Source organism: Paenibacillus sp. ClWae2A, from assembly GCF_032452295.1.
Lineage (GTDB): Bacteria > Bacillota > Bacilli > Paenibacillales > Paenibacillaceae > Paenibacillus.
Map to the genome: position 1 here is coordinate 1 of NZ_JAULSQ010000018.1, position 22,229 is coordinate 22,229.

Annotated in this window: 18 protein-coding genes; 3 read left to right on the forward strand and 15 right to left on the reverse strand. The window is 44.9% G+C overall.

Annotated features, from left to right (window positions below):
* Positions 1 to 187, forward strand: a 187-nt coding sequence (locus tag QVE09_RS28935; protein WP_315939620.1) for an IS3 family transposase, incomplete at its 5' end; no start/stop codon positions are given.
* A gap of 156 nt (positions 188 to 343) precedes the next feature.
* Here the strand turns inward: QVE09_RS28935 and yidC are convergent.
* The 3 genes from yidC to QVE09_RS28950 all read right to left on the reverse strand — a co-directional run bounded on the left by yidC (position 344) and on the right by QVE09_RS28950 (position 3,230).
* Entirely contained in the window at positions 344 to 1,231 is an 888-nt protein-coding gene (yidC, locus tag QVE09_RS28940) for a membrane protein insertase YidC (RefSeq protein WP_315939621.1), read from the reverse strand.
* A complete protein-coding gene (locus QVE09_RS28945) occupies positions 1,168 to 1,518 on the reverse strand; it encodes a hypothetical protein (protein WP_315939622.1) in 351 nt (116 codons plus the stop codon). The genes yidC and QVE09_RS28945 overlap by 64 nt, the downstream gene beginning before the upstream one ends.
* 92 nt (positions 1,519 to 1,610) lie before the next feature.
* Positions 1,611 to 3,230 carry a DUF4153 domain-containing protein gene (locus tag QVE09_RS28950; RefSeq protein ID WP_315939623.1) on the reverse strand — a complete coding sequence of 540 codons (1,620 nt, stop codon included), beginning with the start codon at positions 3,228 to 3,230 and terminating at the stop codon, positions 1,611 to 1,613.
* A 134-nt stretch (positions 3,231 to 3,364) separates the two neighbouring features.
* Between QVE09_RS28950 and QVE09_RS28955 the strand changes: the two genes are divergently transcribed.
* Positions 3,365 to 5,185 (forward strand): ABC transporter substrate-binding protein, encoded by a 1,821-nt coding sequence (locus QVE09_RS28955; RefSeq protein ID WP_315939624.1) that lies wholly within the window; start codon positions 3,365 to 3,367, stop codon positions 5,183 to 5,185.
* Between the two features lie 56 nt (positions 5,186 to 5,241).
* Here the strand turns inward: QVE09_RS28955 and QVE09_RS28960 are convergent, their stop codons facing one another.
* Positions 5,242 to 6,579 (reverse strand): FtsW/RodA/SpoVE family cell cycle protein, encoded by a 1,338-nt coding sequence (locus QVE09_RS28960; protein ID WP_315939625.1) that lies wholly within the window; start codon positions 6,577 to 6,579, stop codon positions 5,242 to 5,244.
* A complete protein-coding gene (locus QVE09_RS28965; RefSeq protein ID WP_315939626.1) occupies positions 6,576 to 6,911 on the reverse strand; it encodes a PadR family transcriptional regulator in 336 nt (111 codons plus the stop codon). Before QVE09_RS28965 ends, QVE09_RS28960 begins: the two co-directional genes overlap by 4 nt.
* A gap of 280 nt (positions 6,912 to 7,191) precedes the next feature.
* Here QVE09_RS28965 and QVE09_RS28970 point away from each other — a divergent pair, with 280 nt between their 5' ends.
* Entirely contained in the window at positions 7,192 to 7,776 is a 585-nt protein-coding gene (locus QVE09_RS28970) for a P-loop nucleotide/nucleoside kinase family protein (RefSeq protein ID WP_315939627.1), read from the forward strand.
* 413 nt (positions 7,777 to 8,189) lie between these two features.
* On the opposite strand, the gene QVE09_RS28975 is transcribed toward QVE09_RS28970, so the two are convergent.
* The 10 genes from QVE09_RS28975 to QVE09_RS29020 all read right to left on the reverse strand — a co-directional run bounded on the left by QVE09_RS28975 (position 8,190) and on the right by QVE09_RS29020 (position 21,789).
* Positions 8,190 to 9,155 (reverse strand): sugar phosphate isomerase/epimerase family protein, encoded by a 966-nt coding sequence (locus tag QVE09_RS28975; protein ID WP_315939628.1) that lies wholly within the window; start codon positions 9,153 to 9,155, stop codon positions 8,190 to 8,192.
* 289 nt (positions 9,156 to 9,444) lie between these two features.
* Positions 9,445 to 11,163: a hypothetical protein gene (locus QVE09_RS28980; protein ID WP_315939629.1), complete on the reverse strand. Its 1,719-nt coding sequence runs from the start codon at positions 11,161 to 11,163 to the stop codon at positions 9,445 to 9,447.
* 243 nt (positions 11,164 to 11,406) lie between these two features.
* The gene (locus QVE09_RS28985) at positions 11,407 to 12,279 is read right to left on the reverse strand and encodes a carbohydrate ABC transporter permease (protein ID WP_062834079.1); all 873 of its coding nucleotides are present in this window, start codon (positions 12,277 to 12,279) and stop codon (positions 11,407 to 11,409) included.
* A gap of 39 nt (positions 12,280 to 12,318) precedes the next feature.
* On the reverse strand, positions 12,319 to 13,221 hold the full coding sequence (locus tag QVE09_RS28990) for an ABC transporter permease (protein WP_062834078.1): 903 nt from the start codon (positions 13,219 to 13,221) through the stop codon (positions 12,319 to 12,321).
* Positions 13,222 to 13,332: 111 nt separating this feature from the next.
* On the reverse strand, positions 13,333 to 14,934 hold the full coding sequence (locus QVE09_RS28995) for an extracellular solute-binding protein (RefSeq protein WP_315939630.1): 1,602 nt from the start codon (positions 14,932 to 14,934) through the stop codon (positions 13,333 to 13,335).
* 396 nt (positions 14,935 to 15,330) lie between these two features.
* Positions 15,331 to 15,702: a hypothetical protein gene (locus QVE09_RS29000; RefSeq protein WP_315939631.1), complete on the reverse strand. Its 372-nt coding sequence runs from the start codon at positions 15,700 to 15,702 to the stop codon at positions 15,331 to 15,333.
* Between the two features lie 230 nt (positions 15,703 to 15,932).
* On the reverse strand, positions 15,933 to 18,176 hold the full coding sequence (locus tag QVE09_RS29005) for a helix-turn-helix domain-containing protein (protein ID WP_315939632.1): 2,244 nt from the start codon (positions 18,174 to 18,176) through the stop codon (positions 15,933 to 15,935).
* A gap of 21 nt (positions 18,177 to 18,197) precedes the next feature.
* Positions 18,198 to 19,421, reverse strand: a complete 1,224-nt coding sequence (locus QVE09_RS29010) for an MFS transporter (protein ID WP_315939633.1) — start codon at positions 19,419 to 19,421, stop codon at positions 18,198 to 18,200.
* 49 nt (positions 19,422 to 19,470) lie between these two features.
* A complete protein-coding gene (locus QVE09_RS29015) occupies positions 19,471 to 20,523 on the reverse strand; it encodes an ROK family protein (protein WP_315939634.1) in 1,053 nt (350 codons plus the stop codon).
* Positions 20,524 to 20,559: 36 nt separating this feature from the next.
* Positions 20,560 to 21,789 (reverse strand): ROK family transcriptional regulator, encoded by a 1,230-nt coding sequence (locus QVE09_RS29020; RefSeq protein WP_315939635.1) that lies wholly within the window; start codon positions 21,787 to 21,789, stop codon positions 20,560 to 20,562.
* Positions 21,790 to 22,229: the final 440 nt, after the last annotated feature.

Genomic DNA, 22,229 nt, shown 5'->3' on the forward strand with positions numbered 1-22,229 from the left:
CAATGCTCCACAAGAATCCTTCTTTGGGCATTTTAAAGATGAAACGAATTTCAAAACATGTATGACCCTGGAAGAGGTTAAGCAAGAAGTGAAAAGCTACATGATCTATTACAATCATTATCGAGGTCAATGGAACTTAAACAAGCTGCCGCCTGCGCGATACAGACAGCAGCTTGAAGCAGCCTAACCTTTTTTAATTTGTCCTGTACAAGGGGTACATTTTATAGTACAAAAAAAAAAGCCTGATCCATATGGATCAGGCTTCTTCAATATGTTTGTCGTTTGCGTGTTCACCAAGTTTCCGTAATCACCATGTTTCCGCAGCCGACTGCGACCAACTTTATTAAGACTTTGCAGGTTTCCGCGAAGATTTAGATGAACTAGATTTTTTATTCTTTTTCTGACTCACTTCCACAACCACTGGCTCCTGTGGATGTTCCACCGGGTACATTTTGCGGAACAATAATGTCTGTAGTACCAGGAACGAACCCCCAACTGTCCAGTAGAGCGGCATGGCTGCTGGAGCTGTTAGAGAAAAGAATGCCATCATCAATGGGGAAAGATATCCCATAATGGCGAACTGTTTTCGCTGCTCAGGTGCCATATTGGCTTGTGATACCTTGGCTTGAATCAGATATATGACCGCAACCACCACAGCGAGTACGTAGTCCGGCGCTCCCAGTTTGAACCACAGGAACGAATGGGAGGACAGTTCCGGTGTAAGTCGGATGGCTGTGTAAATACCTGAAAGTATAGGTAACTGAATGAGCATCGGCAAGCAACCAATGTTCAGTGGATTGAACTTATGTTTCTTGTATAGCTCCATCGTTTCCTGAGACAGCTTTTGCTTATCAGCAGGATCATTTTTGCCTTCATATTTTTTCTTGAGCGCATCCATTTCGGGTTTCATGGCGTTCATGATGACTCGTGTTCCCTGCTGGGACTTGGCTTGACGCATCATCAATGGCAACAGTGCTAAACGAATGACCAGCGTAATCACGATAATCGCGACCCCGTAGCTTCCACTAAATATGGTGGCAATGTGCTGAATCAGGTACGACAGTGGAAATACAATGTAGTGATTAAAAAATCCCGGTGTCGATGAAGTAATCTCCGACACGTTGTTGCTGCATCCGGCAAGCAGCATGACTGCAAACAAAATGGCAATCAGGCCATAGATCCGTCCCTTGCCCGAAGTAAAAGTGAATCCCTTGTTGGTCTTATGTTCCATATATATCCTCCTCGTTGATTTGTTGACCAATCGTTCAACGAGGAATGACAATCTGGTTCATCTTCATCGGGCGCTTCTCTTCGTCTAATCATGCGGCTCCAGTCTTCCTGTCTGTGCTGTCTGTCCAAACACAGGGCGGGAAGTACAGGTTCAAGTCCACCACCGGCGCCACCTTCCACCCAGTACTCCGTCATGCCACAGTGAAGATGGGCAATATAGGCATAACTGACGGTGAAGATGAGTCCAATCGAGAATAAATATGGTAATAACTCCTGCAGTTCAAACAAGGGATTCACCCCCTTTATAGGTTCATTTTTATATTATAACACTTACATATTGTTTTTGCATAAATCCGTACGTGAAAACAACTACTATTCAGCTATTCCGTTCTCAATTTGGACATTTCTAGCTCAGCTTTATGTCTTGCAACGTTATAAGAAGGCCATGAGCGATCTGATGTATCCATATCCAGATATGCTTGACGTTCCAGCATTTCCCTCTTGAGATCCGGATACTCCTCCTGAGCAAACTCTCGAAGTAACGGTACTGCATCTGCCGATAGACTCGCCAGATAGGTTGCATCAATATTGCCAGTCTGATGATAACGTTCAATATTCAGCTCGGCAATCCGTTTATCCATGCCCACATAGTTGACTGCAACATAAGCTGTGAACGCCAGCACAATATACCAGCGAATCAGCGGTATTGACGTGTACCGTATACGAAGGCCAGCAATCAGCAACAGGAGTGCGAGGAAGATCATGAATGCGTGTACCAGGAAGCGGATGTACGTATATCCATATGCCTGCTCATACAGATTTAGGCGCATAAACGCGGAATACAACATAATTGCTGAACAACTGACCAGAATCAGGAGAAGTACCTGATGCACGATGGAACCCGCTTTGCCACTCGAACGGGTATACTGCAAAGCAACAATAAGAATAAAGAAGTTAATACCTGTGACGAGAATTAACTCTGCGAATCCACTTCTCGCATAGTCTGCGTAAGACAGATCTACCGGAAGATGCCCCTCTCCTGCACCAAACAGATACGAAAACTGTACAAGTACAAACAAAACGTACACACAGTTAATGACAATCAGCATCGTCCCCACAATGATGGGGTCCAATCTGAATGGTTCCCGCTGAACTGGAGTGCGTTCGGGCTCGGGTGTAATCTTATTCGTAACCTTACCTTCAGTGGCCGGGTCCATAGGAGAGAATATATAGGTGTGGTCACGCTTATCAACCGTGGATGCAGCTCCATTTTTCCAATGTGCGTTCTCTCTCTTTTCTGCCTCATATTGCATTGGCTGTACGAATCCCCATACATAACCGAACAGCAATACACCTGCGATGACAATCCAGATGATTCTCGGTATCCCTGGAGTAAAAGCCAATTGATTCATCCACTCCGGAAAACCGGCTAAATACTGATCAAAGACCCCGTCAGCAGAGGACAGTAATGCAACGACTACAATGAGTATAGGCAAGGACGCCACAAGACCAATGAGTACTTTAAAAACAACTGTTTTCTGTGATTTGCCGATGCCACGCCCTCCTGCTCTCACAGCAATAGCAGCAACCGTCCCCCAATGACGTATGGCTTGAGGCAGCAAGTGGTCAATAGCCATACCAATCAAACCAATCTCCCACCACTGCTTCTGTTTTCTGCCCATCAGATACGTCATATGTAAGATAACTACGCCGGGTACAACCAGAAAATTAAGAACATACAGCAATTCATTGTCGTATAACAGGAACGTTAGCGACAACAGTAGCACTACAGCCACTACAAAAGCATCAATGAACTTGAAAGACCTCATGCGGTCCCGGGCAAACAGATACATGAACACATAAAAGAGAATTACAAAGATAGGATACGATACGCCAATCTCATTACCATAGAATAAATACTGGTGAATAATCGCCAGCATCCATGCAGACAGTAGCGTGATTAGAGCGCGTTGCGGTGAAGCCATTATTTTATCAATCATGGGAAAAACCTCCATTAACCTTTCTATGCTATATTCTAGATGATAAAATAGGAATATAAATAGAAATTAAAATCGACAAAACTTCTTATTTTAGAGGAATACGTCAGAGTTCACCTCCAGGAGGGAATCAACACTTGAAATTACATCAGCAATATCTGCTGTTGCATCGTCATTACGGCCACCATACGGAACATGAACTTACACTCGCCGATCTCGCTGAGTTGCTAAATTGTACACACCGCAATACATTAACGATTGTCAAAAAGATGGTTGCCCATGATTGGATTCGTTGGGTTTCCCAGCGTGGCCGGGGTCGGCGTTCTTCACTGACCTTGCTTGTTCCGGCTGATCAAATCGCCGCAGAATATATGATGCAGGCCATGAATCGCCGGGAGTTGCAGGAAGCTGCCGAGCAGGTGAGCGCATTCTCCAGTTCAACAATCATGCAGGATCATCTAAACCAGTGGTTGCTTAGTTATTCGGGTCATCATACGGAAGCCGGCAATAATAACGAGCAGATTGATACGCTTCGATTGCCCCTGCGCCAACAGCTTCATGCGCTTGATCCGCTGTACATTAATCTATTAGCTGAATCCTTTGTTACCAGCCATGTCTTTGACGGGTTAGTTCAACGGGGTGAAAAAGGAGAGATCCTTCCCTGTCTGGCTCATACCTGGGATGTCAGTGCAGACCGAAAGACCTGGATTTTTTATCTGCGAAAAGGTATTACGTTTCACGATGGTCAGATGCTGACGGCCCATGATATTGTACATACGTTTGAACGACTGCAATCTACAGATCGCCGGACACTGTACCGTGATGTAAGTAAACAGATTCTATCTATTGAAGCGCTCGATCACTTAACCGTGTGTTTCCAGCTTAAACATCCTCACGAATTGTTTTTGTCTTTTCTGACAACAAGTCGTGCGGCGATTGTACCCTCACCCGGAAAAAACGAACAGAAGATAAAGCATGCGGTTGATACGCACGGGATGCAAAAACCTGTCGGGACGGGGCCGTTCAAGGTCACTGCCTGGGATGATCACTTGTGCAGACTTGAAGCCTTCTCATCGTATTTTCAGGGTAGAGCGCATATGGACCGGGTAGATATCCTGCAAATTCCGTGGAGTGCCTCGGCAAAAATAGACGACGATAGCCAAGATATCGAAACTCCGTTCTTTCATCTTGTTCATAATCCGTCTTCGTCTGCGGGTGCAGACTGGACACAGATAAGTGCAGGTGTGATGGTTCAAAAATTAATCACGTGTAATACGCAAAAATCCGGACCGTTAAACGATCCGGAAGTAAGAGCACACCTTCAATTATGCCTTGCTGGAATGTATAGAGATGACGGACATGCAAATGACTCTGAAGTCGTGGAGACTGATTTGAGTGCGGTGAATACCAAGAAGGTCCAGGTCCACTTGGAGGGATTTAGCGATATATCGATAAGATCCGTATCCTCCAGTCCCATCTCCCTGCACATTGCAACCATTCCACAATATCGCAGGGATGCTAAAAATCTGGCGTCCATACTGGAGCAGTGCGGTTTCTCTTGTACCATCCGTACCGCTACAATGGAGCAGTTCAAAGGAAATCTGCGGCTGGAATCTGATCTGATTCTCTTCTCTCTCATTCGGGACAGGGACGAAGAACTGCGCAGGTATGATCTCTACTCTACGTTATCTGAGCATCTGGAAGATTCTGCTCGTGTAACGATCCATGAGATCTTACAAACCATCGTCGCCTCTCCCATCGCTGCGGATCGAACTCGTGAATTAGACCGCATTGAGCAATTTTTGGTCAGCCAGAACCTACTGTTCCATTTATCTGAAAAACCGGTAGAGACGGCTTATCTGCCTTCGGTACGTGGTCTATCTTTCAACAGCCAGGGCTGGGTGAACCTGCGTCATATCTGGTTTCCGTCTAATGAGCGAGCACATCAGTTTGATTAGACATCGTATTATATAACTTTATATACTGGTACCATCCGATCGCGCGTCTTTTAATTTTATTTTGACATGGTCGTGATCGGTTCTCCCTGTTTGCTTCTCAATGAAATAGTATCTTTACGTCGATATACTCCAAGCAATAAACCCATCATGGCGTATTCTAAGATCACATGAGAACCAAATCCAATAAAAGGGAAAGTAACGCTGACAATCGGAACCTTTCCGGTAGTCATCGCCAGCGAGTAAAGCATTTGCAATGCGAACATCACTGTAATACTGAACACAATCATGCGACCAAATTCATCGAGTACACGAGTTAGCATTTTCAGCATACTCGTAAGAAACCATACGATTCCAAGCAACAGTATTATGCCTGCTAACCAACCAAATACATCAATAAGCATTACACCGGGATAGTCCATATAAAATCCTGTAAAGTGGTCCAAAGACGTGTCAGAACCGTTTCCCCACCATCCGGCAGAATGAAGAATATTCATAATTGATTGGTTATAGCTGCCATGTCCTAGCGGGTCATTTTGGAGATTAAACACGGCAGTGAGTCTCTCAAACCGCCTGTACTCACCACTCAAAAACAATTGCATCATAGTGACAAGTCCCGCAATTGCAGCCCCTACAAACGTATAAAGCCATTTTTGTGTAATCCAGGCAAACAAGATAATAGTTGCTGTTCCTAATGGAAACAATCGTACCCAATCTGAAGCTTGTAACAGGCTAAAAGACGGCAAAGCCACAAGAAGAATATACGCGGAGACAGATTGTACGTCGCACTTAGTACGCAGCTTATCCATCATAATCGTACCTATGGCAAGGGGCAATACCCACATGGATATCGTCGTAAGATCAATTGTTAACCCAAATATGCTCCAGAACCGTTGTACACCATAATCAAACGGTGATACCAGCGGATTAATCCACAACATACCACTTAACAAAATATAGATCCACCAGGCAGATTTTTTCCATTTTTGATAATCAAAATACATCAAAAACACCATCAGCACTAAACCAACAATAGTGTAGAGTAAATGACTTTTATACAAAAACTGAAACCTTTCAACTGAAATATTTGTCGTATAAATCCATGTCAGCAGCAGGCTAATGATTAGCAAACTGGCAAGTCCCGTTAGCAACCCCCAATGCATACGATGGCGATGCAATCGGTGCATGCTTTTGCCCACAACTGAAGGATCACCCATCTGTTCAATGGCATATGTAATTGCTTCTTCCTCTGTATAACCTTCTTGTTCTTTATCCAAAATCATCTCTTCCATGTGGTTTCCCAACTCATCACGCAGGTCGTTATGTACTTCGCGAGCTTTAACCTGAACACACATGTGATCAAGATAATGCTGAATTCGCTCATGTCGATTCGTCATGTCAAGCCTCCTTCCCCAAGCACCTGATCCACAGCTCGACGGAACAAATTCCACTCTGCTTTTTTACTTTTTAAGGCCTCCATGCCCTTGTCACGAATCGAATAATATTTACGTTTACGGCCTTCAACCTCCATCCAGTACGACTCTACCCAGCCTTCAATCTCCATGGCATGCAAAATAGGATATAACGTGCCCTCTTTCAGATTAAACACACCCTCAGATTGACGATGTAATTCCTTAATTAATTCATAACCGTACAATGGTCGTTCCTGAAGCAGGGTCAGAATCAATGTTTCGGTACTACCTTTAATCATCTGTTTGTTGACCTGCAATACTGTCACTCCTTCCCTCTCAATTCATTTAGCAATTTTTTAAAGCTTTCGAAAAATACACTTTCAAATCTCTTCTTTTCTCATACATCGGAAACCTATGCATAGAACAACTAGGTATGATATTACCTTATCCTTCCTTTTTTGTCTAGCTAGCAACCTTCTTTATTTATGTTAAAATAAACAAGTCCTTTCATTCACGAACTCTAATGATGAATCTATCTATTCGTATAATTCAATTACATATCCTATTTTTGAATCTAATTCAGGAGGCATTACATTCATGAGCAAACTAATTTTCTTTCTCGGCGGGGCCGGAAGTGGTAAGACCACACTTGCCAAAGCACTTTCCCGTAAACATAAAGCTGCTTTCCTGGACATGGATATTCTACTTCGTCCCGCGGCTGAGGCGATCATGACCCTTCAGGGACTCGATCCATCGGACCGAGATTCGCCTGAATACAAGAGGTTATGCCGTGATCTCGGGTATCGTATTACCATGGACGCCGCTTTGGATAACGTTCAGTTGGGTATCGATACTATCGTTGTGGGACCATTTACCAAAGAAATTGGAACCCCGGATTGGATTGCTCAGGAACTTGCACAGATCGGACGTACCCTGGATGATACGGATGTGCGTGTGGCCTATATATATCTGGAAAATGAATCCTTGTATCACGAGCGGATTACAGCGAGACAATCTCCACTGGATGAATGGAAACTCGCAAACTGGGATGCCTTCACAGCTTCTCTCGTTCGTAAAGAAATAGTCTGGCCCCTCCCAGCTTTATCCGTCGCTTATATTGACAATTCCAGTGATGATCCTGCCATTGCCTATGCCGAACTTGAACAACGGATGTACGAGTAAAAAGAATCACACGCTCAATCTTGCTTTGGTGATAGGTAGAATAAACGCTTCTCTCGCCAAGTTGTGACTCACTTCTAGGGTGCGTGTGGTTCGTTAGCATTTCAAAGAGTGCCCATTGACGAAGCGAAATGTGCCCCAAAACGCTATCTGAATGAATGTATTTGAATGAAAGCTGTACACTGATCACATATACATATCAAATAAAATCAAAAAAAAGGGATCCGTCTCACCAAGCCTCGCAGGCCGATGAAACCGATCCCTTTTCCGTTAATTAACCCCGCATAGCTCATTCTCAATAGACGAAATCTTCTACACCAATTGGACGTCAGACATCAGCCGAGAAGAATGCTTTACATTCCTCCATTGCCCTATCGTTTACCCATCTAAAGCGCTTAGCATAAAATATCTTTTCCCTATCCGCGCTGACGTGCCGCTTGACGTTCTTCAATACGAGATGTAATTAATCCATGACTCTCATCGATCTCTTCCGGTGTACACGCGGCTTTTAACTCATATACTTTCACCGGCGAACGATCAATGATATCCAAAAATGAATCAAAAAAGGTCATGTCTTTACTATGGATGTATGGACACCAATGATCTGCCAACCCTACGGTTTCATGAATATGCACGCCAACCACGTGATCAATCAATGCGTTAGCCTCACGTACATTATCGTACAGCCCCATTCGATCCATCATCATGCCGTGACCAATATCGTACCAGAGACCAAGCGGCGCGCCCTTCATTTGTCCAATAATCGTTCCCGCTTCGTGCAAAGTCGGCATCTGATAACAGCGTGAACGGGTCTCAATACCAAAATTCACCCCGTATCCCCGCTGCTCTGACAAATCGCATACCTCTTCCAGACTCTCCCGAATCCGGCTCAGGTAATGTGCGCTGCCATCTTCCCGCTTCTCCAGCATCTCTTGCCATAAAGATTGATATGCCAGTGAATCCGGCCCCTGATCGTGGTATATCTTTTTCAACGCTTCATCTATATTGTATTCAAACGGCACCTCACCGGGATGTACAACTACAGCCTTGGCCCCATAACGATGTGCGTACTCGGCTGAGCGAAGTAACAGTCCAATCGCCCGTTTGCGGCGCGGCTCATCATCGAATCCAAGCAGGACGGAATCCGTCCCGTAATCCGGATCAGCCACATGCGGCAATGTATTATGCACACTGGATACACCGATCTCTCCCCGTTCAATCATCGGTTCTATCGTCTGCAGCATCTCTTCCGTTACGTTATAATTCAGTTCATCTTGTTTGAATCCAAGAGACTTGATCTCTTCGATCATACCTTGTCCGGTCGTATGACGTTTGATGTTCCAACATGTTGAGAACGAATATTCCTGTTTGTCCGTATACATGATTGGTCCTCCTGTCTCTCATTTTATCGCCCATTCATATTCCATTTATCTCTATCTATATAAGTTGAACCAATAAACTTTACACTAGATCACTCCAATTGCAGTACCATCTTCCGATCGCTGTTATCCCCAGATTTTTTTGATCCCCTTCTCCAAAGGGAAAAATCCGGCGATAGCTTATGCTTCCGATGCAGCTTTCTTGCAGAAAGCTTTCAGGCTAACGCTCCGCTTCTTCAGATCGGTTCTGCACTCTTCGTTCTCGTGTAAATGTTCAGTTCATCTTATATACCTATTTATTCCTCATACCGTTGTCTTCACCGAGAGTCAATTCAAATCTCATCTTGTTTGCAGTCTTTCCAGGCACATAACGATAGATGATCTCCACATGATTCACGTACATTAACACGGATGGTTCAGGTGCTTCAGCCTTCACGGTACACGTAAGTCCAGGGAACTGCCATAACACTGGTGTAATATCCTGCTGACGAAGGGATGGCCCTCTGATTTCAAAATAAACGTCGATCTCTTCCGCCGTATCCAGCTTCACATCAATGGTTAACGAATCTGGCGTGAGATCCGCATCAAACGTTACTCCGCGCAGATGACTGTTCCACCCCTCGCCTACCTCACGGCGGATCAAGCGAAGATAATAACGCTCCCCCGTCTCTGTCTGCCAGTGGATCGTGGCTGGATGCATCTGGCCATTGGTATTCACACTTCCCGACATGGCCCCGATCATCCGATCCTCACAGATCCAGGCTTTGGCTGTACACAGATTCCGATTGGACGTTGGATCATTGCGCTCACACAGTTCCATGAACTGTTTCTGCACAAGCCGATCTACTTGATGAGCCTTGAAATACGGCACGGCTTCTGCGGGCACATCTACCCCAAGGAGCGCAATCAGTGGATCATGGCCTGACTCACAGTTGATTCCTGCCAGATATTCATACCCTTCACCAAGCAAAAGATAGATAAATACACCGATTGAACTATGTTCTCGCATCTCCATGTCGTACGCCCGAGAGAACGGGCCGGAGAGATTCTCCAGGTTGGCATTGTAATACAGCGCAATGTTACTCCACAGCCCGTGTTCAATCCGGTGTCCAATTTTAACCAAACGTTCCGTGAGTCCATACTTTCGAAACATGCCAAGCACGGACAGATCCACCCCGTAATACGTTGTCGTATTGAACTCGGCGAATGTACCGTTGTATTGTTCAAACTCCTTCATTAACCCCTCCGCCTGTTCATCCGAATGCTGAATCCAATCTGTTCGGTTAAAGCGATGGCCGTAGTAGTGGGTGATGAAAATATGCATTAACTCAATATTGGTGTTCATGGGGATTACGTCGGATAACCTGCGTTCTATTGACCCTTGAACAGCCAATTCCATTGCATGGTCCATTCGTTTCACCAGTGTATCTGGCATAAGTTCGGAGAATTCGGCAGTTACGACCACACAGACACAAGCGATAAACTCGCGCCAGTTGGGATCATAGCTGATCCAGACCGGTGGCAGAATCTGATTTACTGTCGAATGAAACAGGCGTTTCAGTTGTTTGGGATCTGCGGCCTCTGTGAGCAGAGATCCATCTTCCTGTATTTTATGGATAAACTGCGCAGACACCTTCTCAAAGGTGCGTTCCAGGAAATAGGCCGTGCCTGGCGCAAAAGATTTCCAAGCATAGTGACCCGCTGGTGGATGCGCATCAGTTGGTCGGGTCGCGAAGGTGCCGTGATAGATCTCATCCGGAGCGTCATATTGAACATCGAGCACCTTGTGGAACACTTGTATCGCGCGTTCCACATCACCAGGCTCATTTCGAATCAACAACCCGAGTGCATAATGTGCACTGGCTCGTGTGCTGTGCTGCGATGAATCCTCTTCTTCAAAACTGCGAAGCAGGTCCATTTCCTTATCATAGAAGCTATCCATCATCAACATGGACTGATTCACAAGATACTGTTGCTCTTTCGACATCTTCTCTACCATTCGTTGTGTCATGTCATGCGCCCTCCCGAGACTATAGGTGCGTGTTCAAAAAGATCAGTTTTCAGTACCAAGAAGATGGAATTAAGCTAGAAATGGAGTAGCGGAGCGTAGGACAACTACGTGAGCAACTACAATGTTTCTGAAGGAAACATACTTCGTAAGCATCAACCTATTTCGGCTAAATTTCATATTCGATGCTGATGATGCCACTAGGCATCATTCGTAATCAAAAGTGAACTTTTTGAACAACCTCTATTAACCTTTTACAGCACCTACCATTACGCCACTGATAAAGTACCGCTGCAACCACGGATACACAAGCAGAATCGGTAACGTTGAGAATATAACGCTGGCTGCCTTCAGACTCTCAGGCAGGACTTGGACAGCACCAATGCCTTCGTTCTGCATCAGTTCTGTAATCTGGTTTTGCTGAATCATCTGATACAATTTCAATTGCAAAGGGTATAGCTCGGGCTTGGTAATATACATGAGTGCATCTTGGAAACCATTCCACCGTCCTACCGCGTAGAATAGGCTCAGTGTCGCCATAACCGGAAGGGATAGCGGCAAGATAATGCGCATAAGGGTTCCGAAGTGGCTGCTTCCATCAATGCCTGCCGCTTCTTCCAGACTTTCGGGAATTCCTCGGAAGAAGGTGATGAGGATGATCATATAGAATGGACTAATCAATCCAGGCAAAATAAGTCCCCATGTGCTGTCGAGTAGATGCAGATTTTTGATCAGAATGTACTCGGGAATAATGCCGCCACTGAAGAACATCGTTACCACAATGACAAGCATGAACCACTTACGCCCCTTCAGATTACTTTTCGCCAGTGGATAAGCTGCTGCAATGGTCATCGCCATGCTTAACACCGTACTCAGGACGGTCAGCCAGATCGTATAGATCAGGGAACGAATCATCGATCCATCTGCAAATACTTTGGTATACGCCTCAAAGGATAACTCTTTTGGGAAAAAAGAAACTTCTCCTGAACCGATCGCCCGGTTTGAGCTGAGCGAGATCGCAATAATATGAATGAATGGTGCAAGACACAGCACCATCGTAATGATAATAAGAATGACGTTTACCGTATTGAATATTCGATTCGCCGTGTTTTCAGACATCTCACTCACTCCTTACAGATCATATGTGAATCAAATCCACTACATAATGCTCTCATCGGTCAATTTCTTGGACGTATAGTTCGCTCCGAGTATGAAGACAAGTCCAACTAATGCCTGGAACAAACCTACAGCCGTCGCGAGTGTAACCTGACCAGATTGTAAACCGACACGATAGACAAACGTGCTGAGCACATCTGAGTATTCACGTACAGCCACGTTACCGATAATAAACGGTCGGTCGAAACCGATGGAGATCATGTTGCCGACATTGATGATCAATAAGGTAACAATCGTTGTTTTGATGCCTGGCAAGGAGATGTGCCAGATTCTGCGTAGCCGACTTGCTCCATCCACTTCTGCCGCTTCGTACAGTTCCCGGTTAATTCCTGTCAAGGATGCCAGATACAGAATCGTACCCCAGCCGGCACTCTGCCACACGCCTACCGCAAGATACGTGAAGAGCCAATAGTTTTTGTCTGAAAGGAATGGTAATGGATCAAATCCCATGCTCATCAAGATATTGTTAATAAAACCCGATTGTGTACCAAATACTTGAAGTACGATCCCTCCAATAATGACCCACGAAATAAAGTGAGGAATGTACAGTAAAGTTTGTGCCAGTTTTTTGAACCAAGCCTTTTTAAGCTCGAACAATAAGATGGCCAATATAAGCGGCGCCGGGAAGGACACCAGCAGATCCAGCATGTTAAGCACTAACGTGTTGCGTAATGCCGTGTAAAATCCCTGATTTTGAAATACTTCTCTGAATGCATCCAAGCCAATCCACTCACTACCGGAGATCCCTTGAAAGAAGTTAAAGTCCTTGAACGCAATCTGCACGCCATACATTGGCCCATACTTGAAAATAATGAAGTAGATCATGGGCAGTAGGAGCAACGCATATAGTTGCCAGTTTCTGCGGAAATAGATGCTTGTTTTCATAAACCTTCCCCCCATGTCATTCAGGATTCTTCATCAAGGCGATGTTGCCATCGCCCTAATGAATTCCCTGTTCTTTGTTGTCATACACATTAGATGTGAACTCTACTCTACTTATTTCATTGCTTTGTAAGCTTCTGTACGTTCATCCAGGATCGCTTGACCACCGCTTGCCATGTAGTCTTTCATCATGCTGTCATACGTGGCTTCAAAATCAGCGGGTTTGGAAATGGTTGTTTTCACGAAGAACTCCATAAACTTGTCTTTCAGGCCGTTACCGTAACGTGCTTCTGCATCAATAGGTTTGGAGAAGCGTACCGGTTGAATGGTGTCCGTGTTGGAAATGGCTACCGACTTGCGCATGTCATCCCGATACTTCGACTCTACCTGTACGACATAAGCCTCTTCATTTTTCTTGTCATCCCCAACGTATTTACCATTAACGATAATGGCAATGTCACCGGAATTATAGATACGACCTGCGATTTCAGGTGAAGCATCATCTTTAATCAGTGGTACACCATCCACAAGCTCATAGTTCTCATTTTCAACACCAAATTGCAGGTCGAACAGGTTGTTGCCTGAAGCCATCCAATCCAGATACTTCATCGCTGCTTCTGCATTTTTGCTCGATTTCGGAATCATGACATACATTGCATTGGGTGCATATGCCGGTTTGGCGAATTTGCCTTCGGAGTTTTTGAATGCATCAATCGGTGTCATCACTGCACCCGGTTGATTGGTTTGCAGATTTTTGTACGTACCAGAGATGTAAATCTCCCCTGCATCTTCGGTGTAGAATCCAACTTTGCCGTTAGATACATCTTCCCACAGCTTTTTCTTGTCTTTATCTAGTCCAAAGTCCTTGCTCATTAATCCTTCATTATAAAGTGTGTTCATATATTTCAGAGCGTCCTTGAAACCAGGCAACAACGTTGGATAGTCATTGGAACCCAGTTGTTGTGTTAACGTATATTTTTGTTCTTCCGTCAGTGGTTCAATGAATGACCAGATCAGTGGTTCATATTGAGCCGAAGCAATCGACATCCCCATTGGGATAAGTCCTGTACCGACTTTTCCCGGATCTTTTTCCTTAAAGGCCTTCAGTGTTGTATGCAGCTCCTCGGCTGTCTCAGGTGAAGGCAATCCGAGTGCATCCAGCCAGTCCTGACGAACATAGGATGCATACTTCCCAAGTACAAGACGTTTACCTGGAACCGCAAACTGTTGACCATCGTATTGACCGTAGGCCAGCGTTTCATCTCCCAGGAACTTCTTCAGGTTAGGACCGCTTTGATTGATCAGATCCGTAAGTTCAGTCAGACCTCCTTGCTCTGCATATCGGTTGAATGTTCCCGAGTCGTAGGTAAATACGATATCAGGTACTTCAGATCCACTCGCCATCAGAACGTTAAGCTTCTGTACTTCCTCCGAACGTGGTACCGGAACAAACTGAACATCAATGTTGTTTGGATCACCAAACTTCTCTTGTATGAAGCGAGTCAGATAACTGTCCGAAATGGTGTAGCCCGCCGGAGTGTTTCCCCGATCGAAGATTTCTACTTTCAAAGTTGTTTTTTCCCCCGAACCCGACTCTCCAGATGAAGATGTTGATTCGCTTCCCGACGAACATGCAGATAATAATAGAGTGAATGCTGTTACCACTGCGAGGATTGAACTTGCCTTGCCTGCCTTACGTCTTTGAAATAATCTCATTTGACCTTTCCCCTTTCGCACACTCTCTGAATGGATTCACATGATTGCCACTCCACTTTGTTCATCCCATTTTGTTGCACCTGTGAATGTCACTAATCATTACATAAGAGCTGATATTTAGACAATAAACTATTTTCAAAATGTAAAATTCACGATTTTTAAGTTAAATACCGCGATACATAAACATATTTCCTGACAATATACAATTTTCACGACACTAATGTTAACTATAGTAACACATAATGTTGCATTAAGATCGATTTCTCATGCCTAATTTGGCATCACCCATCTTGCAATAATCCTTTTTCCATTGAATCTCTCTTCAAAAAAAAGAAAAAGAGACCACATCTTATGTGATCTCCTTGTTTAGCAACACGTGTAGAACGTTTCGACGTACTAATTCCTCGGTGGAAGATTAAACTTCACTTGACCAAACAACGTATCGATGGCATTTCCCGCAAATTGATCGATAACATGTTCGTTGTTCGTATCCGTATGTTCCAAAATCAATACATTATACTTCTCATCATAATGCATTCCGCCCATAATAAATCGTACAGGAATGTTCTGAGCCGCCCCTTCCTTTGAAATAGTCTGAATAAGTTCGGATTCATGCCTTTGTTGACTTGTCGTGTAGGTGCCCACAGGAATAGTTAGCGTATATGACGAGTCATCTACATGAAATGTAAATGTGTTGTTGTTTGCTGTAATGGTAACCCGTTTACTGATATCTACCGATCCCCACACTTGATGTCCGTATTTGTACATCATTTTCACTCCTGTCCTATTAATCTATGGATTGTCATAATGCTAGTATAGGACATTCGTAAAATTCCTTAACAACATACCAACTACACTGGCCTAAGATCGTGGTTGGACACCCAAAAAATCTCCTGCAAAGGACGATAAGGGACGAAACCTTATTGCCTCATACAGGAGATTTCATAGATATCTCTAAGATTATTGATTTTCATGCGGTTCTAACACGACCAATATCGTTATTGATCCCCTGGTTTCCCACTCTGCTTGCGGTAGTCCCCTGGTGTCACGCCCATAATCCGTTTAAATACTCTGCCGAAGGAGATCGCATTGGCATAACCTACTTGCAGAGCAATGTCCTGAACAGCCATATCAGATGCAGATAACAAACGGCAGGCCTTTTCAACCCTTAGTTTCACCAGAAAATCAACAAACTTCATCTCAAACTCTTCCTTGAACAAATAACTCGCATATTTACCCGAGATCTGGAAACGATCACTCAGATGTTTCAGCGACAGATCCGGATCATCAAAATGCTCTTCAATATAAATCCGCAACTCGTTGATCATCGCGCGATGACTTTTCGTTTCATTTACAGACACATAATTGCGATAGACCTCTTTAAGCCATTCCTGCAAAATCTCTTGAATCCCCTCCAGTGTGTCCACCTGCTGGATATCACTGCGAAGACGAGTCAGGATTTCCTCGGCAAATTGGCTTTGCAACCGCTCAGACAGTTCCCCGAATTCACGGGACAACATCTGGATTAACGCCTGCAGCAACATGCGAATATCGTTATCTGTAATCTGATCTTCGCTGAACGCAACAAACATCTGATCCAGTTGAGTCCGCCAACCATCACTGGTAAGCCTGAATTCACGGACAAAGTCTGCGAGCATCTGCAAATACTTGTACGATTGCAGCTCAATACGATCCGGTAGCTGCTCACTGAGAACGATGGCATCTTTACCAAGGGTAAGTCTATGCTGCAAACCCGCATCTGCACTCGCATAGGAACGAGTAATCTCCTCCCAGCCCGATACGGTTCGTCCAATCCCGAAAGTAAACCGGAGGCGAAAGTTTTCCGCAATCCACATATGCATCTGTTTAGCCAGATCCATAAGCAATTCACGGTCCAGTCCTTCCTGCTCATCCGATGCAATCACCACAATAAGCCTGCGGTTCCCAAACCATTCAGCCCAACCACCGAATTGAGTCTCATTCTGTACCAGTTCTTCCACCACGTTCATGAGCGCTATCTTCAGAATATTCTGATTGGTCGAGAGATCGTCACCATTCATGTCCGCAATGAGGACAGCAACACTCTTCGGTTCCATGAAACGTTCCTCTAGCGGTTGCAGATGGCGAAGTCGCTGACGGAACGAATCCATTCGCTCCCCTTCCATCAGATCAACAAGTAACTGTCTGCGGTGAATCAGCAGGTTTTCATGATGCTGTTTCTCATAGTCAACCGTTTGAGCAATCAGATGTTCCAGCGCACGATCGATGAGAGCCAGTTCATCCTTGACGGATGGAGCTGCTTCATCCTCTTCGGCACGTGGCTGTAACGCCTGAATTCGATTCATGATCAGCTGGATGGGCCGCGTATTTCTGCGGGTAATGTAGATCAGTCCCGCCACCGCACCAACAATCGTTAACAGTCCAATGCCGATCCACACATAAGAGACAAGTGATACCCATGAATACAGTTGTCCGGATTGAATGCCACTCTCGAAGACCAGACCAAGCTTGTCCGCAGTCACACGATTAAGGATTTCACCTGCTGAAGGGTCCATTTGATGCGCGGTATAGATCAGATTATCGCTCTTGTCCCGAACCTGAAGAACAGATAACTTTTCATTGGTCATGTTATCAATCTGCCGTTCTACTGCATACATGCGGATGGTAATGACGAGTAGTCCTTCCCCGCCCCAGGGCAATGGAAGCCACTTATTCATGCTAATCACCTGTGAAGGTACGTCGAAGGAACGTTCCTTATAATTACGCGGCAAGTTCCAACCGAGGTTCTCCCGATCTTTCAAGGCTTGCTCAATATAGGCACGATCTTCGAAATCTTCCAAACGCATCATGCCTCTGGGCGTAAGAATCTGGGAATCGGACATGCGATAGAGATAAATGGATTGAATCATACCCTGCTGATCCAGCATACGCCCCAGCCCACTTGCCGCATCATAGATGAACTGAGTCGATAATTGTCCCTGTTCAGCTTCCAAAAAGCGACTATACGTCTTGTTCACACCAATGTCTTCAAGCAACCGAAGTTCAATGTCGCTTAGTGAGCGCTCCAGTGTATCCACGATATAGCGGGTGGAGATCATGTCGGCTTTTTGTGTTTCGTTACGTGAGAGTTCGTTGACAATCAGGAAGGAGAGAAAGATCAGAATGGAAATCGTAAGCAGAAAAATAGGAAAATACGAATACATCAACTTGGTGTGCCAATTCCGCTTCAGATTTACTTTCATAGGCTCCAACTCCTTCCATCTCTATTCTAATGAGTATGCTCTTCTCTGTTCTTTGGCCTGCCTGCTGACGATATACAGAATCACTGATCCTAGTGCCGCACTGATCGTGCAAGCCAGATACATCAGTGATGGACCGCCGGAATCGAGTAAATATCCGTTAAGCATATTCCCAACTATTCCGCCCAGGCCAGCAAACACCATGTTAAATAAACTTTGTCCTGTGGCCTGCATTTCCCGTCCCGTAACGGAAGCCACATACTCCACTGCTGCGATATAGAAGAATCCGAAGGATAACCCATGCAGCACCTGAACGCCAATCATGACCTCAGGCGTCGGCCATAGCCATTGTATCCCCCAACGTAACATATACGCCCCCGCTGCAAGCAGCATCGTCCGTTCATGTCCCCATTTTCGGAGTATGAATGCCGCTGCCAACATGGATGGAACATTGGTGATCGATGCAAGCAACAGCGCTGTACCTGTCATCGTCACAGAACCGCCAGCCATCTGAAATGAAATAACAAAAAAGGAGTTAAACGCAGTGAGCGTTTGGTTAACCAGGAAACAACCTGTTAGAAATAGAAGGAATGTCCGGTTTCGGAGCAATCTTGCCAAACCTACGGAGAAGGTTACCGAGGACGAGGATATGCTCGTCTGCCGGGGAAGTGTACTTGCCAGTATAGCGCTCAGAACGTTAAACAGGAGAAATGGCAGCCATAACATGTGAATGGAAAACTGGGAGAGATACATCCCTGCGGCAAATCCACCAACTCCCGTTCCTATGCTGCCGAAGAGTCGGATCATGCCATATGAGGTGTTGGCTGCTCTCGCGGCGGTAACCGCATAGGAGTCAGCCACGGGTATTTGAGTCACTTGGAATATAGTGCATAAAGTATAAATCAATATTAATATAAAGTACACTTGAATATTGTAGAAGTACGCTAACGATGCAGGAACAAGCAGGCTTATCACCAGTACGAACCGTGTCTTTTTAAACTTATCTACCAGAATTCCCCATATAGGTTGAAGAATAATAGATACAAGTGTGCCAAACGCCATAATAAATCCGGTTTCTTTACTGGAAAACCCTTGTGCTACCAATATGGGATTAATGTACGGGTTAAACATCCCCCCGGCAAGCCCCATAAACAGATATAGGCCCTGTAATTTGAGTAAAACACGTTTTGCATCATTGGAATCGGCTTTTGTTTTCTCTGTGTAAGCCTTCATATGTCTACTTCTCATCCGGATCTCCATCCTTTATTTCTGTAGTTGCTTCGCCTATTCTCTATTTTTATGTGCGTGTCAGACTCGATTTGATTGCAGCCAATGCCCCGATTGCTCCTGCTTTGTTCCCCAGTTCAGCTACAGCTAAAAGTGTAGGCAGAACGGTGTAACGTTGGAGGCGTGTGCGCACTTCATTTAGATAATAGGATGGGTTGGATGCAGCCACGCCACCACCGATCACTATAATGGAAGGATTGAGTAAAGCCGTAATATTCGCCAGACCTCTAGCCATATAACGCATAGGCAGTTCCAGAATCTCAAGTGCAGCAACATCACCCGATTCGGCTGCTCTGAATACATGTCTGGCTTCAATCTGTTCCACTTCCCCTCCTGCCAGACTCATAATCAGGGATAAGGAACTCCCCTTTCCAGCAGCAAAATAACGCCTCGCCTGTTCGGTAATTCCCGTACCTGAAGTCACTTGCTCAAATACGCCAAAGGAATCCGCATCAGCAACGTAACCGGTATGAAGCCCTTCGTCTCCTGCAATGAAATGCCCAATCTCACCTGCTGCTCCATTCTGACCGCTGTAGAGCTGTCCATTCAGGATAAGAGCAGATCCAATGCCTGTTCCAACCGTGACCATTACACAGTGTTGATGTCCCTGTGCTGCCCCTTGATCATATTCTCCCATTGCGGCCATATTCACATCATTATCCAACATGATATTCCCGCTGTAATACTTCGCAATAGCAGGGCGAATATCTAGCTCAGGCCACTGAAAAGCCGGAGCATTTCGCAGTATTCCCTCCTCCTGCAGAACCACACCAGGGAATCCCAAGCCTACACCGTTAAGTTGATCCAGACTGCATCCAACTTCGCGGCAGAATGTTTCCAGTTCAGCGAATAACCATCGGAAGAACTCATCCGGCTGATCACTGGCAAGCGTAGGCAAGATACGTTCATGAACTTCATTTCCAGCCTGTTGTGATGACAAGAGCATTAATGTTTTGGTGCCTCCAATGTCAATACCTGCAATCCAGCCGGATGGATCACCTCCAACCGTACCATCCTGATTGGACTGATAATTATTTCTTACGTTTTTCACGGATTCTTTCATCCCTTTTCCCTCCTCACATGTTGTATATCCAATCTCTTATTCCATGGCTTCCTGCTGAAGGTTCAGCATCGTTTGTTGTATGGCTACCTGCACTGCGCCAATGACAACAGCCTGCTCACCAAGCTTGGAACAGATTAACTGTGGTTGCACCGGGAATTGATCAGATATGATCTGCCTCAGTAAAGGCAATAACACATCACCGTTTCCTCCTACACCTCCGCCAAGCACAATGAGATCTGGAGCAAGCACAACGCTAATCTGACGCAGAGCTGAAGCAATCATCTGGCTGTATTGATGTAGAATATCTAACGCCTCTACTTCTCCACTGCGTGCAGCTTCAAATAACTTCTCGGGAGTCAGGTGTCTGTGAAGATCATCTGCAACTACATCTACATTTACATCTGCACCCGAATCAGAAACCTCCAATAATAGTTCATCATGCTGATCTAGATAATCTTTCGCCAGTTGCATCAGACCATCAGCGGACAGCACTTCCTCCAGACGTCGACCATCCTCCACCAGCATCTCTGCGATCTCTCCAGTTAAGCCACCTAGCCCTCGAAGCAGTTGACCATGTACCATGATGCCAGCGCCCGTCCCTGTACCGATGGAGAAAAAAACAAACAAGGGATAACCTGCTGCTGCACCACTCCGGTACTCCCCAAGTGCCGCAAGATTCACATCATTTTCCAGGATTACTTCACAGGGAAAAGCTCCTGACAACGACTCTAGAGAGAAAGCTTCTTCCAGACCCGCTAACGGGTCCACAATACGATTGATATGTCCTGAATCAGGCAGCACTACACCAGGTATGCCGAACCCGATGCACTGAATCTGATCCCAGTTCAGATGATTCTCATCAAGTAATTTGTTCATATGGCTTTGAAGAAGCTCCAGCAGCGTTGTTTCTGCTTGGTCATGAGCTTTTTGGACAAGCATGGGATGTGTTCGATAGGCAATGATCTCTCCATTCAGATCGGATACTGCAATCCGAATACGTGTTGCGCCAATATCTATACCACAGACATAATAAGCCGTTTCATTGAAACGAATGAGGGTTGCTTTTCGACCCTGAGCGTTGTCAGCTGGCCCCATTTCCCTCACCAGATTACGGTCAATCAGATGTTCGACTGCCAAAGATACTGTTGGTTTACTAAGTCCGGTCTGACGGCTGATTTCCGCTCTCGACATGGTTCCCTGAGTTATCAGGGCATCCATAATGAGATTTTCATTCAGATTGCGGATATACTGCGGTGTGCCAGCCATGTTATCGCCTCCTTTTATAGTTAGTTAAGTTTATTAACAAATTAATTAAATTCAATATATCATCGTGCTTGGTAGGTGTACAGCTTTTTGTCATTGCACTCTTTTACTAGAAAGCCACATCTTCACTTATAACACAAAAGCCTAATAAAGGAATTATTATACAATAATAGACGTTTATACATTTCCGAAACAGTGACCTGTTCATAGAATACCTTATCACGATCAGGGAGGTTTTAATATGTATAGAAAGCATAAATGTCATCCGAAACCAAAGTGTTTTTACAAAAAAATTACGAAAACTTGTGTTACCAAAATTAAATATGTCCCTACAAAGTGTAAAAAACATTGTTGTGTCACTGTTGAATATTGTCCAGTCAAAAAAAGAAAACATTATTAATATTCTTTTGCCCTTCTCTATAGAGAAGGGTTCTTTCTTTTTG